The sequence below is a fragment of the Stenotrophomonas riyadhensis genome (genome assembly GCF_040256885.1).
Lineage (GTDB): Bacteria > Pseudomonadota > Gammaproteobacteria > Xanthomonadales > Xanthomonadaceae > Stenotrophomonas > Stenotrophomonas riyadhensis.
On record NZ_CP155568.1, the window covers coordinates 2,947,503 to 2,962,109 of the forward strand.

The window sequence follows — 14,607 nt, forward strand, 5'->3', positions numbered from 1 at the left end:
GGCGCCATCCACTCCCCCGCTCTGGTACGTGCCAACCACTCCCCCGCTCTGGTACGTGCCAACCACTCCCCGCTCTGGTAGGTGCCAACCTTGGTTGGCACATCTGCAGTCAAGCATGGTTCGACTCCACAAAAAGCAGCTTGCCGCACATGCCCACCGGCGCTAGCGTGCGACGGTCGCCCTTCGGAATCCTACCCGTGACCCTGCCCGCTTCCCGTCGACGCTTCCTGCAACTGGCCGGTGCCGGCCTCGCCGTCGCCGGCAGCGGGCTGCCGCAGTTTGGCCAGGCCCAACCCGCGACAGCCGCCGCCCCCGCCCCTGCCGAAGGCGCCGTACTACTGAACTTCAATGAATGCCCGTACGGCCCCTCGCCCGCAGCACAGCAGGCGGCGCGCGACAGCATCGCCAGCTGCGGCCGCTACCGCTTCGAACTGGCGGGCCAGGTGCGCGATGCCTTTATTGAACAGGCACGCATTCCGGCTGATCACGTGCGGCTGTATCCAGGTTCCAGCGAGCCGCTGAACCGCGCCGCCGTGCTATGGACCGGCCCGCAGGCGGGGCTGGTAGTGGCCGACCCGACCTTCGAGACGCTGGGCGAGGTCGCCGCCGCACACGGTGCACACGTGCAGAAAGTGCCGCTGCGCGAGGACGGTGCACACGACCTGCGTGCGATGGCCGCCGCCGCACACGCACGCCCGACCGGGCTGCTGTATGTGTGCAACCCCAACAACCCGACCGGCTCGATCAGCCCGCCGGATGAGCTCGCCTGGCTGCTGGCCCACAAACCCGCTTCCACCCGCGTGCTGGTCGACGAGGCCTACCTGCAGTACAGCGAGCAACCCAGCCTGATCACGCAGGTAGCGCAGCGCGATGACCTGATCGTGCTGCGCACGTTCTCCAAGCTGTACGGCATGGCCGGCCTGCGCCTGGGCGCGGCGGCCGCACATCCCGACCGTCTGCGCGAACTGGCCAGCCTGGGCGACAACCCGCTACCCGTGCCGGCACTGGCCGCTGCACTGGCCAGCCTGCGCGATCCGCAGTTGATTCCGCGGCGCCGCCTGCAGAATGCCAAGGTGCGGCAGTCCACCATCGCGTGGCTGGGCAAGCGTGGTTTCAGCTGCCTGCCGTCGGAAGCGAACTGCTTCGTGGTCGACGTGCAACGCGATGGCAGCGCGTTCGCCAAGGCGATGGCGGACAACGGCGTGGTGATCGGACGCAGCTGGCCGATCTGGCCACAGCGCGTGCGCGTGACCGTCGGCACCGAGGAGGAAATGGCTGCGTTCCGCAGGGCATTCGCAAAGGTGGCCGGCGTACCGGCCTGACCCTGTTGGTGGGGGCGAACCTTGGTTCACCCTATCCACGCATGGCGTGGATCTACTGTTGTGGGTGCCGACCTGGGCCCCTGTAGAGTCGAGCCATGCTCGACTGGGGCCTTCCCTACAAGCCTGACCGCACTCAAGCGATATCCAAGCTGCCTCGGCCAGCCAATGCTGAGGCATGCCCAGTCCACGTCTCCTGAGAGGCCGTTGGTCGCAACTGCGGAACGTCTACGCGATCACCACCGTCACTCACCAGCGCCATCCGCACTTTGATGATCCACACCAGGCCGCCGTCGTTGTCGCGGGCCTGCAGTGGATTCAGCAGGAGGGCCGATGCCTTAACCTCGCATGGGCGGTCATGCCAGATCACGTGCATTGGTTGATGCAACTGCGCTCAGGAACCCTTGCCGCGTCGGTGCAGATGATGAAATCCCGCTGCAGCCGACTCATAGGCATCAACGGGCCACTCTGGCAGCGCGGTTACCATGATCACGCTGTGCGATGTGATGAGTCCCTGAGAAACCAAGCTCTGTACATCGCAGCGAATCCTGTGCGCGCCGGGCTGGCGGCACAGCTCGGCGATCATCCGTTTGCCTGGTGCCGGTGGTTAGATCGATCGCCCTAGAGGCGAGTCAGGGATGGCCGACCCTGTAGAGTCGAGCCATGCTCGACTGGGGCTTACCCGGGGATCCGCAAGTCGAGCATGGCTCGACTCTACAGAAAGGCATTTATCAACAAAGGGCCCGGTCACGATGGCTTGGTCGGTCGCTCCAAGCTTGAGTCGAGCATGGCTCGACTCTACAGTTGGGGGCTTACCAGCGCGGGGTCTTGGTCAGCGGCGGGGCCTGGTGCTGGCGGTCGTAGGCGCGCAGCTCGTCACGGATGTGCGCGATGCGCTGGCGGCCCAGGGCATTGCGGCTGTCATCCAGCACCACGCCATCCAGCAGTTCAGCCATGCGCTGCACGGTCGGCAGCATCTTCTCCCAGGCGTCCAGCGCGGTCAGCGGCGCCGGCAATGTCAGGAAGAAGGCGATCGCCGGCGTTTCCATGGCACGGATGTTGGCCATGTCGAAGCTGCCCGGCTTCATGATGCTGGCCATCGAGAAGATCGGGCCGCGCTCGGGATGGCCTTCCACCAGGCGGTGGAACACGTTCATGTGGCCGAACACCAGGCCGGTCTTCTCGGCCGCCACCACGATGTCTTCGCCACGCAGCTGTTCGCCGGCCCGGGCGGCCACAAACAAGGAGACGATCTTGTCGAAGTCCTGGGTGGCGCGCTTGCCAAGGTCGCTCGCGCCCGGGTCGGTTTCGCCCAGGCCCAGTTCCGCCTGCTCGCCTTCGCCAGGCATGCCCGGTTCGACGCGGCCATCGGCCACGGCGACGCCGTCTTCGCCCAGTACCGGCTCGCGGCGCTCGCCGCTGGTCGGTTCCGCGCCTTCCACGCGACGCCCCTGGGGCTTCTTTTTCGGACGGCCAAACAGGAAGATCGCGGCGATCAACAGCAGGCCGGCGGCCAGGATGCCGATGCGCAACAGTGCCGTGTCGGACATTCGATAGGTTCTCCGGCTAGTTCATTCAGGTAACTAGGATGGCACGTCAGGCCGCGCCCGCCAATCGCGCGGCTTCTTCCAGGTCCACGCTGACCAGGCGGCTGACGCCCGGCTCGCGCATGGTCACGCCCGACAGCTGATGCGCGGCCTCCATCGTCGCCTTGTTGTGGCTGACGAACAGGAACTGCACCTTTTCGCTCATTTCCTTGACCATGTTGGCCAGGCGGCCGACGTTGGCCTCGTCCAGCGGCGCGTCCACCTCGTCCAGCAGGCAGAACGGTGCGGGGTTCAGCTGGAAGATGGCGAACACCAGCGCCACCGCGGTCATCGCCTTCTCGCCGCCGGACAGCAGCGAGATGCTGGACACGCGCTTGCCCGGCGGACGCGCCATGATGGTCACACCGGTGTCGAGCAGGTCTTCACCGGTCAGTTCCAGGTAGGCGTGGCCGCCACCGAACAGGCGCGGGTACAGCGCCTGCACGCCAGCGTTGACACGATCGAAGGTGTCCTTGAAACGACCGCGGGTCTCGCGGTCGATCTTGCGGATCGCATCTTCCAGGGTTTCCAGCGCCGTGGTCAGGTCGGCGTGCTGCGAATCCAGGTAATCCGAGCGCTGCGAAGCCTCGCCGTACTCGTGGATGGCGGCCAGGTTGACCGGCTCCAGCCGGCGCATGCGGCCATCGATCTGGTGCACGGCCTGCTCCCAGTCACCCAGGCGGGCGTCCTCGGGCAATGCGTTGAGCACGTCCTGCAGTACGAACCCGGCCTTCTCCACCGCGCCCTGCAGGGTGTCCGCGCTGAGCACCAGCGCCTGCTGGTCCAGCTTGCGCTGCGAGATACGCTCGCGCTGGGCCAGCGCCTGTTCGTCGCGCTGGTGGCGGGTCTGTTCGTAATTGCGCAGCTCGGCGTCGATGCCGTCCAGCAGCGTGCGCGCCTCGGTCAGCACGCGATCGGCCCGCACGCGCTCTTCCAGTGCATTCTGGTGCTCGGCCTGCAGCGATTCGACCGGCGAATCACCTTCATCCAGCTGCGAATGCAGTTCGCCCAGTCGCGAATCCAGCTGCCCGCGCTGGGTACCCATGCGTTCCAGCGCCTGGCTCAGTGAAGCCAGCTGCGCCCGCTGCGATTCCAGGGTCAGCGCCAGCGAATGCGAGCGCTCACGCACCGCGCGTGCAGCATCGCGCGCCAGGTCGCGAGCCTCGGTCAGCTGGCGGCGCTCGCCCTCCAGCCGCTGCCGGGTCGATTCCAGGTCGCCCATGCTGCTGACCGCGTTCTCCAGCCGCGAGCGCGCTTCACGCGCCTGCTCGTTGTTGGCTTCCAGCGTTTCCTGCAACTGCTTCAGTTCGCCTTCGATGCGGTCGATGCGCGTGCGCGCCGCTTCCACCTTGCCCTGCTGGCCCTGCAGCTGGCCAGCCAGTTCAGAGACCGCACGATGGGCCTGGTACAGCCCACGCTGCGCGTCTTCGCGCTGCTGCTCGGCGGCCTGCAACTGCTCACGGAAACCACTCAGCTGTTCTTCCAGCTCGGCTTCGCGATCCTGCAGTTGCTCGATCTGCTCGCGCAGCTCGTTGATCTCACGTTCGCGCAGCAGCGCGCCCTGCTGGGCCGCACCGGAGCGCGATACTCGCAGCCAGCCCTGGCCCAGGCGCTCGCCGCTCTGGGTGATGATCGAATCGCCTTCCGGAAGACTGGCCTGCAACACCTTCGCCTCGGACAGGTCCTTGGCTGCGTGCAGGTGCGCCAGCAGGCGACGGATCGCGGCCGGGCCACGCACGTGGGCCGCCAGCGAGGTCGGCGCGACCTTCAGGTCCGCGCCATCGTTGGCAACCAGTGCGATGTGGCCCTCGCCCAATTCGCCGAGGGCATCGACCAGGCTGGCCGGATCATCAACCAGCACGCCTTCGATCAATTGGCCGAGCGCGCTTTCCACCGCGTTTTCCCAGCCGGCGTCAACGTCCAGGCGTTCGCCGACACGCGCTGCCGAATCCAGTCCACGCGCCTTCAGCCAGGCCACGGCCGCGCCCTGCTCCTGGCCCAGCGCGGCCTGCTGCAGGGTTTCCAGCGAAGCCAGGCGACCGCGCAGGCCGTTGGCCTGCTTGCGCAGTTCGGCCAGTTCGTTCTGGCCATTGCGCTGCTGTTCCTGCACCGTCGCCACGCCCTGCTTGCGCAGCTCGACGTCTTCGCTCAATTCATCCAGCGCGGTCTTCTGCGTGTCGTGCTGCAGGTGCAGCTGCTCGAAGGCTTCTTCCAGCGCGTCCACGTCCAGCCCGGCGCGCTCGGCGGCCAGGGCCTCGCGACGCCGGTCAGCGTCGAGGATCTGCTTGTCCAGGTAGTCCACGCGCGTGCGCTCGACATCGCCGGCGCGCGACGCCTCCGAACTCTGCGAGGTGTGCTGCTCCCAGCGCTGCTGCCAGCTGGCCAGCCGGTCCTCGGCCTCGCGCAGGCTTTCCTGCTTGATCTCGTTCTCTTCCTGCAGTTCTTCCAGCTGCGGGGTGGCGGCCTCCACCGCCTCGCGCAGCACCATCAGCTTGGCCTCGTCACCACTGATGTGCTGGCCCAGTTCGGCCAACGCCTGGCGGGTCTCGTCGCGCGCCTTGTGCAGGCGCTGCGACAGCTCGCGCTGGTGTTGGATCTGCTGTTCCAGGCGCGCCAGCGTGCTGCCGACCTGGTAGACCGCAGCCTGCGCGGTGTTGAGCGCGTCGGCGGCCTCTTCGCGTCGAACGCGCGAGGTCTCGATGCGGGCCTCGGCGTCACGCTGATCGGCGATCAGCTGCTGCAGTTTGGTCTCTTCCTGCGACAGCCCTTCGCGCAGCTTCGACAGGCGACCGTCCAACCCGCGGAACTCCAGCGCCTTCCACTCGGCATCCTTGACCCTGCGCTCTTCCTGCAGGGCCTGGTACTGCTCGGCCTGCTTGGCCTGGCGCTTGAGGTGTTCGAGCTGCTTGCTGATCTCGTCGCGCAGGTCGCCCAGCCGGTCCAGATTCTCGCGGGTGTGGCGGATGCGGGTCTCGGTTTCCTTGCGGCGCTCCTTGTACTTGGAGATGCCGGCCGCCTCTTCCAGGTACACGCGCAGGTCTTCCGGGCGCGCCTCGATGATCTGGCTGATCATGCCCTGTTCGATGATCGAGTAGCTGCGCGGGCCCAGACCGGTGCCGAGGAACAGGTCGGTGATGTCGCGCCGGCGGCATTTGGTGCCGTTGAGGTAATAGTTGCTGGTGCCGTCGCGGCTGACCGTGCGCTTGACCGAGATTTCGTTGAACGAGGCGTACTCGCCCGAGATCGTGTGGTCCGAGTTGTCGAAGATCAGCTCGACGGTGGCCTGCGAAACCGGCTTGCGGGCATTGGATCCGGAGAAGATCACGTCGGTCAGCGAGTCGCCGCGCAGGCGGCTGGCCGAGCTCTCGCCCATGACCCAGCGCACGGCGTCGATGATGTTCGACTTGCCGCAGCCATTGGGCCCCACCACGCCGGTCATGTTGGTCGGCAGGTGCAGGGTGGTCGGATCGACGAACGACTTGAAGCCGGACAGCTTGATCGTGGAAAGACGCATAGGGGTTCCGGACTGGGGCCGGCAAGCGGCCTGCGTTTACCCTCCAAGTCATTGATCCTGCTGGGATCGATGCCCGTGGAACGGGTGTGACGCCCTGAGTATACCGATGTGGCCGTGTTCTACGAATGGGCGTGGAACATTGTCCAGCCCCGCCCCGCCGGCCGAGCGTGGCCCGACACCACGAAACGGGGCCATAAAACAAAACGGGCACCCTTGCGGGCGCCCGTTCTGCGGTGATGCCAGGCCTTGCGGCGTGGGATCAGGCTTCGGCGACGACGACGACCTTGACGGTGGTCTCGACGTCGGCGTGCAGGTGGACCAGCACGTCGTATTCGCCGATGTTGCGGAAGGCGCCTTCGCCCAGGATGACTTCGCTCTTGCTGACCGGCAGGCCGGCAGCGGTGAAGGCATCGGCGATTTCGCGGGCGCCGACCGAGCCGTACAGCTTGCCTTCGGTCGAAGCGTTGGCGGCGATGGTCACGCTCGCGCCTTCCAGCTTGGCCTTGCGGCCTTCGGCGTCAGCGTGGATGGCCTGGGCCTTGGCTTCGTATTCGGCGCGCTTGGCTTCGAACTCGGCCTTGTTGCTCTCGGTGGCCGGAACGGCCTTGCCCTGCGGCACGAGGAAGTTACGGCCGTAGCCCGGCTTCACGTCGACCAGGTCGCCCAGGTTGCCGAGGTTGGTGACTTTCTGCAGGAGGATCAGCTGCATGGTATTGCTCCAGATGAGTTATTCGTTAGCGAGGCGATGCCCCGCAACAAAGGCTGTCCGAATAGCTGGCACAGCGGGGCGGCACCGGGCCGCCCCGCCGGGCATCAGACGTCGTGGTTGTCGGTGTACGGGATCAGGGCCAGGAAGCGAGCGCGCTTGACGGCGGTCGCCAGCTGACGCTGGTACTTCGACTTGGTACCGGTGACGCGGCTCGGCACGATCTTGCCGTTCTCGGTCAGGTACTGGCGCAGGGTGTTGAGATCCTTGTAGTCGATCTCCTTCACACCTTCAGCCGTGAACTTGCAGAACTTGCGGCGACGGAAGAACTTGGACATGGGAAGGCTCCTTAGGCGGCGGAAGCGGCGTCGTCGCCGGCTTCGTTGTCAGCGGTGGTGGTGGACTCGCCTTCTTCGTCGTCACGACGACGGCGCTCACCGCGCTCCGGCTTGTCACCCTTCTCGTCCTTGCTCTTCATGATCAGCGACTGCTCGGTGTCAGCCTCGTCACGCTTGATGACCAGGTTGCGCAGCACGGCGTCGTTGAAGCGGAAGCTTTCGGTCAGCTCGTTCAGCACGGCCTGGTCGGCTTCGATGTTCAGCAGCACGTAGTGGGCCTTCACCAGGTTCTGGATCGGGTATGCCAGCTGGCGGCGGCCCCAGTCTTCCAGACGGTGGATGGTGCCGTTGCCGTTCTCGACCAGCGACTTGTAGCGCTCGATCATGGCCGGGACCTGCTCGCTCTGGTCCGGGTGGACCATGAACACGATTTCGTAATGACGACTCATGTTTTTTCTACCTTTCGGATGTGGCCTCGCGGCCGGACAGCCCCCCGCCGTTGAGACCGCGGTGGGGCAAGGATTCCCGCCAGGAAGGCAGGAAGCCGCGCATTATGGCGCAGATGGGGTGGCCGGGCAACCGGCGGGCCACAGGGCAACCTGAACCGGGCTACCCCAGATCCACATGAAGGCGGTGCTGGCCGCATTCCAGGCACTGGAACAGGCAGCCAATCATCTCCCCGTCCCGGCTCAGGTGTTCCAGCACCCAGTCGGCGTCGCGCGGGTTGACCTCAACCACGTCGGGCCGGACCTGGTCGAGGATGGACTGGAGGTCCTCGCTACCGGCGTAACCGAGGAAGGCGCAGGGCCGCTCACAATGGCTCAGCCAGACCGATTGCTGCCAGGACGAGTAGCCCGGGGTGCGCTCGCAGATCTCCAGCAGCAGCTCACGGGCGATGGTCGGCGGCGGATCGGCCGGATCCGGGGATACCCCTTCGATATCGCTCCAGCCGGTGAATTCACCCTCGTAACTGGCCGCTGCCCTGCCATCGGCGATACACCAGGGGCACAGGTAATCGGGGCTCAGAACGGAGTAGAACGGCCCCCGGTAGCGCAGTGTGCGCGGCTGACCACAGCAGTCGCAGACCCCGTCGACCTCTTCGAAGGAGAGGGCGTAGGCGTTGGGGTGATAAATGAAAAGCGGTCGTTCCATCCGTGGATCCCTTCCCTGCCGAGCCCAGCATGCCGACCAAGGTCGGCACCTACAAGAGCCCGCCTTGGCAGCGCAGGGCTATGCCCGGCAGCCGGCCCTCAGGCCTTGTCGGCGTCGGTGGTGAAGCTCTCGCCGCAGCCGCACTCGGCCGTGGCATTGGGGTTGCTGAACGTGAAGGTCTCGCTCAGGCCGTGCTTGCCAAAGTCGATCACGGTGCCGTCCACCAGCGCCAGGCTCTTGGCATCGACGTAGATCTTCACGCCATCCTGGTCGAACACGGTATCGCCCTCGCGCTCGTCGCGGGCCAGGTCGGTGATGTGCCCCCAGCCCGAGCAACCGGTCTTGGTCACGCCGAAACGCAGGCCCAGCGCGCCGGGGGTCTGGGCGACAAAGCGCTGCACGCGCTCGAAGGCAATGGGGGTCAGGCTGACGGCCATGGGGCTACTCCAGAGGTACGGGGACATTATAAGGAGCCGTTGCCACGAAAAATGCCTCGCAAGCAGAACGCTGCAACCGGTAAACTCCCGTGTTCACAGATCGAGTCGATCAGCAGAGGATTCAAGTCATGACGGTGGTCAGCGTTGAACATGCGCTTGCCGGGAAGATCCCGGAAGGCGGCGAAGTCACGGTACGCGGATGGGTGCGCACGGTGCGCGGTTCAGCGAATCTGGCTTTCGTGAATGTGAGCGACGGCTCCTGCTTCGCGCCGATCCAGGTCGTGGCCGGCGACAGCCTGGCCAACTTCGATGAGATCAAGCGCCTGACCAGCGGCTGCTCGGTCATCGCCACCGGCACCCTGGTGAAGTCGCAGGGCAAGGGCCAGTCATTCGAGATCCAGGCCAGCACGCTGGACGTGGTCGGCTGGGTCGAAGACCCGCTCACCTACCCGATCCAGCCCAAGCCGATGTCGCCGGAGTTCCTGCGCGAAGTGGCGCACCTGCGCCCTCGCACCAACCTGTTCGGCGCGGTCACCCGCATCCGCAACTGCCTGGCCCAGGCCGTGCACCGTTTCTTCCACGAGAACGGCTTCAACTGGATCAGCACCCCGATCATCACCACCTCCGACGCCGAGGGCGCCGGCCAGATGTTCCGCGTGTCCACCCTGGACATGGTGAACCTGCCGCGTGACGAAAAGGGCGCGATCGACTTCAGCCGCGACTTCTTCGGCAAGGAAACCTTCCTGACCGTGTCCGGCCAGCTGAACGTCGAGGCCTACTGCCTGGCGCTGAGCAAGGTCTACACCTTCGGCCCGACCTTCCGCGCCGAGAACAGCCACACCACCCGCCACCTGGCGGAGTTCTGGATGATCGAGCCGGAAATCGCCTTCGCCGACCTGGCCGAAGACGCGCGCCTGGCCGAAGAGTTCCTGAAGTACCTGTTCCGCGCGGTGCTGAACGAGCGTGGCGACGACCTTGCCTTCATCGCCGAGCGCGTGGACAAGAACGCGATCACCAAGCTGGAAGACTTCATCAATGCGCCGTTCGAGCGCATCGACTACACCGATGCGGTCAGCCTGCTGCAGAAGTCCGGCAGGAAGTTCGACTTCCCGGTCGAATGGGGCCTGGACCTGCAGACCGAGCACGAGCGCTGGCTGACCGAAGAACACGTCGGCCGCCCGGTGGTGGTAACCAACTATCCGGAGCACATCAAGGCCTTCTACATGCGCCTGAACGACGACGGCAAGACCGTTGCCGCGATGGACGTGCTGGCCCCGGGCATCGGCGAGATCATCGGCGGCAGCCAGCGCGAAGAGCGCCTGGACGTGCTGGACGCGCGCATGGCCCAGTTCGGCCTGGATCGTGAGCACTACAGCTGGTATCGCGATTTCCGCCGCTATGGTTCGGTGCCGCACGCCGGCTTCGGCCTGGGCTTCGAACGCCTGGTGGTGTACGTCTGCGGGCTGTCCAACATCCGCGATGCGATCCCCTACCCGCGCGCCCCGGGCAGCGCGGACTTCTAAGCCCCACACGACCACGGAGGTACCGCTCCCATGACCCTGTTCTTCGCCCTCTGTTTCGTCGGCGTTGCAGTGGCCGGGTTCAGTGCCTTCGTGATCTTCTGGCCGCTGACCCTGGTGCACGTACGCGATCGCCATCCGGCGCTCGCCGAGCGCTTCGGCAGCGGTGCCTTCCTCAAGCCCGATGCCCTGGCCTGGCTGCTGCGCCGTGACTATCGCCAGCAGCCGGACCGCTCGCTGTCCGGGCTGGCGACGCCGGCCTGGGTATCGCTGCTGACCCTGCTGGCCGGACTGGGCATGGCCGCCCTGCTCTGGCTGGCCTCGCTCTGGTAACACATCCATGAATGACATCACCGCCTCGCGCGACAGCTGGTGGCTGGCCAGCCTCGGCAACACCCTGATATGGGCGCGCCTGCGCGTGCGCCCGGCCGGCACTGCCGAAGTGCTCGACAGCGATGGCAACACGCTGAGCTATGACAGCGAAGACACCGCGCGTTCGCAGCTGTTCGACGCCGAATTCGTCGAGTACGACGGCCTGGACGAGGAAGACGCGCTGGTGCGCGGCTTCAGCCTGCACGAAGTGCAGCCGCCGCAGGCCGACAGCGATGAGGGCTTGCGCGGCCGCATGATCCAGTCGCTGGGCGGGCGCGCCTGACCCTGCATGTTCACCCCGCGCGCCTTCGCCGAGACCGACCTGCTCTGGCTGGACCGCCTGCTGGCGCGCGACCCGTTCGTTACCGTGCTTACGCCCGGCAGCGATGGCCTGCCGGAGCTGACCCGGATGCCGGTGCTGTACCGGCGTGACGGCGACCAGATCGAACTGCGCGGCCACTGGGCGCGCGCCAACCCGCAGTCGCGCCACCGCGGCGCGGCCAAGGTACTGATCGATGGTCCGCATGGCTACGTCTCGGCCAGCTGGTATCCGGACAAGGAACCCGCTGCGCGGGTACCCACCTGGAACTACGCCGCCGCCGAGCTGCGTGGCCAGCTGCAGGCCTTCGACGATACCGAGGCGCTGGCCGAACTGGTCGGCGCGATCAGCGACCGCTTCGAAGCCAGTGTCGGACAGGCCTGGCATTTCGATCCCACGCGTGCCGAGCATGGCCCGGAGCTGCGCGCCATCGTCGGCTTCCGTTTCCAGGTCGAACAGGTGCAGCTGAAGCTCAAGCTGAGCCAGAACCATCCCGATGCGAACCAGCGCGCCGTGATCGCCGAGCTGGAACAGCTGGGCACCCCCGCTTCCACCGAGTTGGCGCAGTGGATGCGCTGGCACCGCGAACAGGCCGCCCGCAGCGACTGAACGCCCCAGATTCCCGCAGCGCCGCAGCCGGATGGTTGCGGCGCGCCCCCACCCGACGCCAGGGACCCATACATGAAAGACATCCACAAACTGCTGCAGAACAACCGCGACTGGGCCGACCGCATCGAGAAGGAAGACCCCGAGTTCTTCCACCAGCTCGCCAAGCAGCAGCACCCCGAATACCTGTGGATCGGCTGTTCCGATTCGCGCGTACCGGCCAACCAGATCATCGGCATGGCCCCGGGTGAAGTGTTCGTGCACCGCAACGTCGCCAACGTGGTCGCCCACACCGATCTGAACTGCCTGAGCGTGGTGCAGTACGCGGTGGACCAGCTGAAGGTGAAGCACATCCTGATCGTCGGCCACTACGGCTGCGGCGGCGTGCATGCCTGCCTGCACAACACCCGCGTCGGCCTGGCCGACAACTGGCTGCGCCACGTTGGCGACGTGATGCAGAAGCACACCGGCATCCTCGATGCGATCGAGACCGACGAGCTCAAGCACGCACGCCTGTGCGAACTGAACGTGATCGAGCAGGTGGCCAACCTGTGCCGCTCGACCATCGTGCAGGACGCCTGGGCCCGCGGCCAGAAGCTGATGGTGCACGGCTGGGTCTACAGCCTGAAGGACGGACGCGTGCGCGAGATGGGCATCGACGTCGGTTCGCAGGAAGAGCTGCAGCCCGCCTATGAAAAGGCCCTGTCCTACGTCCCGCGCAAGGGCAAGCGCGACTGATCCCTGACGGATGACCACCATGCTCGCTTCGCCGATCAACCTGCACGCCTGGATCGAAGAAAACCGCCACCTGCTGAAGCCGCCGGTGGGCAACAAGATGATCGACAACGGCGACTTCATCGTGATGGTGGTGGGCGGGCCGAACTCGCGTACCGACTTCCACTACGACGAAGGCCCGGAGTGGTTCTACCAGCTCGAAGGCGAGATGGTGCTGAAGGTGCAGGAAGACGGCGCGGTGCGCGACATTCCGATCCGCGCCGGCGAGATCTTCCTGCTGCCGGCAAAGGTGCCGCACTCGCCGCGGCGCCCGCCCGGCGGTGTCGGCCTGGTGGTCGAGCGCAAGCGCCTGCCGCATGAGATGGACGGCGTGATCTGGCACTGCGAGCGCTGCAACCACAAGCTGCACGAAGAATTCTTCCCGCTGCAGAACATCGAAACCGACCTGCCCAAGGTGTTTGCGCGCTATCACGCCAGCCTGGAACTGCGTACCTGCAGCGAGTGCGGGCACGTGGATCCACTGCCGGTGCCAGCGGTGGGCTGAGCCATCGAACGGTAGTTGCCCACCTTGGTGGGCGCTTGCTTGTACGTGCGCCAACCAAGGTTGGCGACTACCGGGTCATGCAGCACCGGCGTTGGGTTGGCAGCTACCGGGCCATGCCCCAGGCGCTACACTGGCGATCCCGTTGCAGCCTGTTGCCCGACCATGTCCGACCTGCTCAGCCGCACCCACGCCATTGCCTTGGACGCCGCCGATCCGCTGCGCCCGCTGCGCAATGAATTCCTGATTCCGCGCCACGGTGGTGGCGAGCAGACCTACTTCGTCGGCAACTCGCTGGGCCTGCAGCCGCGTGGCGCGCAGGCGGCCGTGCAGGAAGTGATGAAGCAGTGGGGCGAGCTGGCAGTGGAAGGCCACTTCACCGGCCCGACGCAGTGGCTGTCCTACCACCGTCTGGTGAGCGCGCAGCTGGCCCGCGTGGTCGGTGCGCTGCCCAGCGAGGTGGTGGCGATGAACACGCTGAGCGTGAACCTGCACCTGATGATGGTCAGCTTCTACCGGCCGACGGCCGAGCGTCCGGTGATCCTGATGGAAGCCGGCGCATTCCCGACCGACCGCCACGCAGTGGAAGCACAGATCCGCTTCCATGGCTTCGACCCGGCCGAATGCCTGGTGGAAGTGCAGCCGGACGAAGCCAATGGCACGATCTCGCTGAACGCCATCGAGGGCGCCATCACCGAATACGGCCCGCGCTTGGCGCTGGTGTTGTGGCCCGGCGTGCAGTACCGCACCGGCCAGGCCTTCGACCTGGATGCGATCACCCGCGCCGCACGCCTGCAGGGCGCACGCATCGGCTTCGACCTGGCGCACTCGGTCGGCAACCTGCCGCTGCGCCTGCATGACGTGGCCCCTGATTTCGCCGTGTGGTGCCATTACAAGTACCTCAACAGCGGCCCAGGCGCGGTTGCCGGCGCCTTCGTGCACGAGCGCCATCACCGCGACACCACCCTGCCGCGCTTTGCCGGCTGGTGGGGCCATGAGGAATCTACCCGCTTCCAGATGGCACCGCAGTTCACGCCGGCCATCGGTGCCGAAGGCTGGCAGCTGAGCAATCCGCCAATCCTCGGTCTGGCGCCGCTGCGCGCCTCGCTGGACCTGTTCGAGCGCGCCGGCATGGAGGCGCTGCGCAGCAAGTCGCTGGCACTGACCGGCATGCTGGAAGCACTGGTCCGTGCGCGCCTGTCCGGCGTGCTGGACATCATCACTCCGGCCGAGCCGCAGCGCCGTGGCTGCCAGTTGTCGCTGCGCGTGATCGGTGGCCGCGAGCGCGGCCGTGCGCTGTTCGAGCATCTGCGCGGCATCGGCGTGCTCGGCGACTGGCGCGAACCCGACGTGATCCGCATCTCGCCCACCCCGCTCTACAACCGCTACCTGGACGTGCACCACTTCGTCGAGGAAGTGGAAGCCTGGGCCGGCCTCTAAGTCGGCCCCTCCCCTACTGCTG

The 14,607-nt window shown here is 66.3% G+C and carries 16 protein-coding genes; 9 read left to right on the plus strand and 7 right to left on the minus strand.

Annotated elements, in window-relative coordinates; genetic code table 11:
• Positions 1-197 precede the first annotated feature (197 nt).
• Together SriyCCGPB3_RS13795 and SriyCCGPB3_RS13800 are read left to right on the plus strand one after the other, a co-directional pair.
• Complete coding sequence (locus SriyCCGPB3_RS13795) at positions 198-1,322, plus strand: pyridoxal phosphate-dependent aminotransferase (RefSeq protein WP_350259427.1); 1,125 nt, start codon at positions 198-200, stop codon at positions 1,320-1,322.
• A 175-nt stretch (positions 1,323-1,497) separates the two neighbouring features.
• Complete coding sequence (locus tag SriyCCGPB3_RS13800) at positions 1,498-1,944, plus strand: REP-associated tyrosine transposase (RefSeq protein ID WP_110712805.1); 447 nt, start codon at positions 1,498-1,500, stop codon at positions 1,942-1,944.
• A gap of 187 nt (positions 1,945-2,131) precedes the next feature.
• Here the strand turns inward: SriyCCGPB3_RS13800 and zipA are convergent, their stop codons facing one another.
• From zipA to SriyCCGPB3_RS13835, 7 genes are all read right to left on the minus strand, one after another.
• The gene (gene zipA, locus SriyCCGPB3_RS13805; protein ID WP_197611386.1) at positions 2,132-2,869 is read right to left on the minus strand and encodes a cell division protein ZipA; all 738 of its coding nucleotides are present in this window, start codon (positions 2,867-2,869) and stop codon (positions 2,132-2,134) included.
• A gap of 46 nt (positions 2,870-2,915) precedes the next feature.
• Positions 2,916-6,419 (minus strand): chromosome segregation protein SMC, encoded by a 3,504-nt coding sequence (gene smc / locus SriyCCGPB3_RS13810; RefSeq protein WP_350259428.1) that lies wholly within the window; start codon positions 6,417-6,419, stop codon positions 2,916-2,918.
• Between the two features lie 259 nt (positions 6,420-6,678).
• Positions 6,679-7,128, minus strand: coding sequence for a 50S ribosomal protein L9 (gene rplI, locus SriyCCGPB3_RS13815; RefSeq protein ID WP_350259429.1), 450 nt, complete (start codon positions 7,126-7,128; stop codon positions 6,679-6,681).
• Between the two features lie 104 nt (positions 7,129-7,232).
• On the minus strand, positions 7,233-7,463 hold the full coding sequence (gene rpsR / locus SriyCCGPB3_RS13820; RefSeq protein WP_002804494.1) for a 30S ribosomal protein S18: 231 nt from the start codon (positions 7,461-7,463) through the stop codon (positions 7,233-7,235).
• Between the two features lie 11 nt (positions 7,464-7,474).
• Positions 7,475-7,912 (minus strand): 30S ribosomal protein S6, encoded by a 438-nt coding sequence (rpsF, locus tag SriyCCGPB3_RS13825; RefSeq protein WP_049445625.1) that lies wholly within the window; start codon positions 7,910-7,912, stop codon positions 7,475-7,477.
• 160 nt (positions 7,913-8,072) lie between these two features.
• Positions 8,073-8,615 (minus strand): CbrC family protein, encoded by a 543-nt coding sequence (locus tag SriyCCGPB3_RS13830; protein ID WP_350259430.1) that lies wholly within the window; start codon positions 8,613-8,615, stop codon positions 8,073-8,075.
• Positions 8,616-8,713: 98 nt separating this feature from the next.
• Positions 8,714-9,052 (minus strand): HesB/IscA family protein, encoded by a 339-nt coding sequence (locus SriyCCGPB3_RS13835; RefSeq protein WP_006376495.1) that lies wholly within the window; start codon positions 9,050-9,052, stop codon positions 8,714-8,716.
• A gap of 128 nt (positions 9,053-9,180) precedes the next feature.
• Here SriyCCGPB3_RS13835 and asnS point away from each other — a divergent pair, with 128 nt between their 5' ends.
• The 7 genes from asnS to kynU all read left to right on the plus strand — a co-directional run bounded on the left by asnS (position 9,181) and on the right by kynU (position 14,585).
• Entirely contained in the window at positions 9,181-10,575 is a 1,395-nt protein-coding gene (gene asnS / locus SriyCCGPB3_RS13840; protein ID WP_153855995.1) for an asparagine--tRNA ligase, read from the plus strand.
• Positions 10,576-10,605: 30 nt separating this feature from the next.
• Positions 10,606-10,905, plus strand: coding sequence for a hypothetical protein (locus SriyCCGPB3_RS13845; RefSeq protein ID WP_005417403.1), 300 nt, complete (start codon positions 10,606-10,608; stop codon positions 10,903-10,905).
• 7 nt (positions 10,906-10,912) lie between these two features.
• Positions 10,913-11,227: a hypothetical protein gene (locus tag SriyCCGPB3_RS13850; RefSeq protein ID WP_006453002.1), complete on the plus strand. Its 315-nt coding sequence runs from the start codon at positions 10,913-10,915 to the stop codon at positions 11,225-11,227.
• A gap of 6 nt (positions 11,228-11,233) precedes the next feature.
• Complete coding sequence (locus SriyCCGPB3_RS13855; RefSeq protein WP_180854822.1) at positions 11,234-11,872, plus strand: FMN-binding negative transcriptional regulator; 639 nt, start codon at positions 11,234-11,236, stop codon at positions 11,870-11,872.
• Positions 11,873-11,944: 72 nt separating this feature from the next.
• Complete coding sequence (gene can, locus SriyCCGPB3_RS13860) at positions 11,945-12,607, plus strand: carbonate dehydratase (RefSeq protein ID WP_014037740.1); 663 nt, start codon at positions 11,945-11,947, stop codon at positions 12,605-12,607.
• Between the two features lie 19 nt (positions 12,608-12,626).
• Positions 12,627-13,148: a 3-hydroxyanthranilate 3,4-dioxygenase gene (locus SriyCCGPB3_RS13865; protein WP_350259431.1), complete on the plus strand. Its 522-nt coding sequence runs from the start codon at positions 12,627-12,629 to the stop codon at positions 13,146-13,148.
• A gap of 162 nt (positions 13,149-13,310) precedes the next feature.
• Positions 13,311-14,585 (plus strand): kynureninase, encoded by a 1,275-nt coding sequence (gene kynU, locus SriyCCGPB3_RS13870; RefSeq protein WP_110712811.1) that lies wholly within the window; start codon positions 13,311-13,313, stop codon positions 14,583-14,585.
• The last annotated feature ends 22 nt before the right edge of the window (positions 14,586-14,607 follow it).

Excerpts from the sequence above, each read along its gene's own strand:
- SriyCCGPB3_RS13800 (WP_110712805.1), top strand. The coding sequence starts at position 1,498 with ATGCCCAGTCCACGTCTCCTGAGAGGCCGTTGGTCGCAACTGCGGAAC.
- zipA (WP_197611386.1), bottom strand. The coding sequence starts at position 2,869 with ATGTCCGACACGGCACTGTTGCGCATCGGCATCCTGGCCGCCGGCCTG.
- smc (WP_350259428.1), bottom strand. The coding sequence starts at position 6,419 with ATGCGTCTTTCCACGATCAAGCTGTCCGGCTTCAAGTCGTTCGTCGAT.
- rplI (WP_350259429.1), bottom strand. The coding sequence starts at position 7,128 with ATGCAGCTGATCCTCCTGCAGAAAGTCACCAACCTCGGCAACCTGGGC.
- rpsR (WP_002804494.1), bottom strand. The coding sequence starts at position 7,463 with ATGTCCAAGTTCTTCCGTCGCCGCAAGTTCTGCAAGTTCACGGCTGAA.
- rpsF (WP_049445625.1), bottom strand. The coding sequence starts at position 7,912 with ATGAGTCGTCATTACGAAATCGTGTTCATGGTCCACCCGGACCAGAGC.
- SriyCCGPB3_RS13830 (WP_350259430.1), bottom strand. The coding sequence starts at position 8,615 with ATGGAACGACCGCTTTTCATTTATCACCCCAACGCCTACGCCCTCTCC.
- SriyCCGPB3_RS13835 (WP_006376495.1), bottom strand. The coding sequence starts at position 9,052 with ATGGCCGTCAGCCTGACCCCCATTGCCTTCGAGCGCGTGCAGCGCTTT.
- asnS (WP_153855995.1), top strand. The coding sequence starts at position 9,181 with ATGACGGTGGTCAGCGTTGAACATGCGCTTGCCGGGAAGATCCCGGAA.
- SriyCCGPB3_RS13845 (WP_005417403.1), top strand. The coding sequence starts at position 10,606 with ATGACCCTGTTCTTCGCCCTCTGTTTCGTCGGCGTTGCAGTGGCCGGG.
- SriyCCGPB3_RS13850 (WP_006453002.1), top strand. The coding sequence starts at position 10,913 with ATGAATGACATCACCGCCTCGCGCGACAGCTGGTGGCTGGCCAGCCTC.
- SriyCCGPB3_RS13855 (WP_180854822.1), top strand. The coding sequence starts at position 11,234 with ATGTTCACCCCGCGCGCCTTCGCCGAGACCGACCTGCTCTGGCTGGAC.
- can (WP_014037740.1), top strand. The coding sequence starts at position 11,945 with ATGAAAGACATCCACAAACTGCTGCAGAACAACCGCGACTGGGCCGAC.
- SriyCCGPB3_RS13865 (WP_350259431.1), top strand. The coding sequence starts at position 12,627 with ATGCTCGCTTCGCCGATCAACCTGCACGCCTGGATCGAAGAAAACCGC.
- kynU (WP_110712811.1), top strand. The coding sequence starts at position 13,311 with ATGTCCGACCTGCTCAGCCGCACCCACGCCATTGCCTTGGACGCCGCC.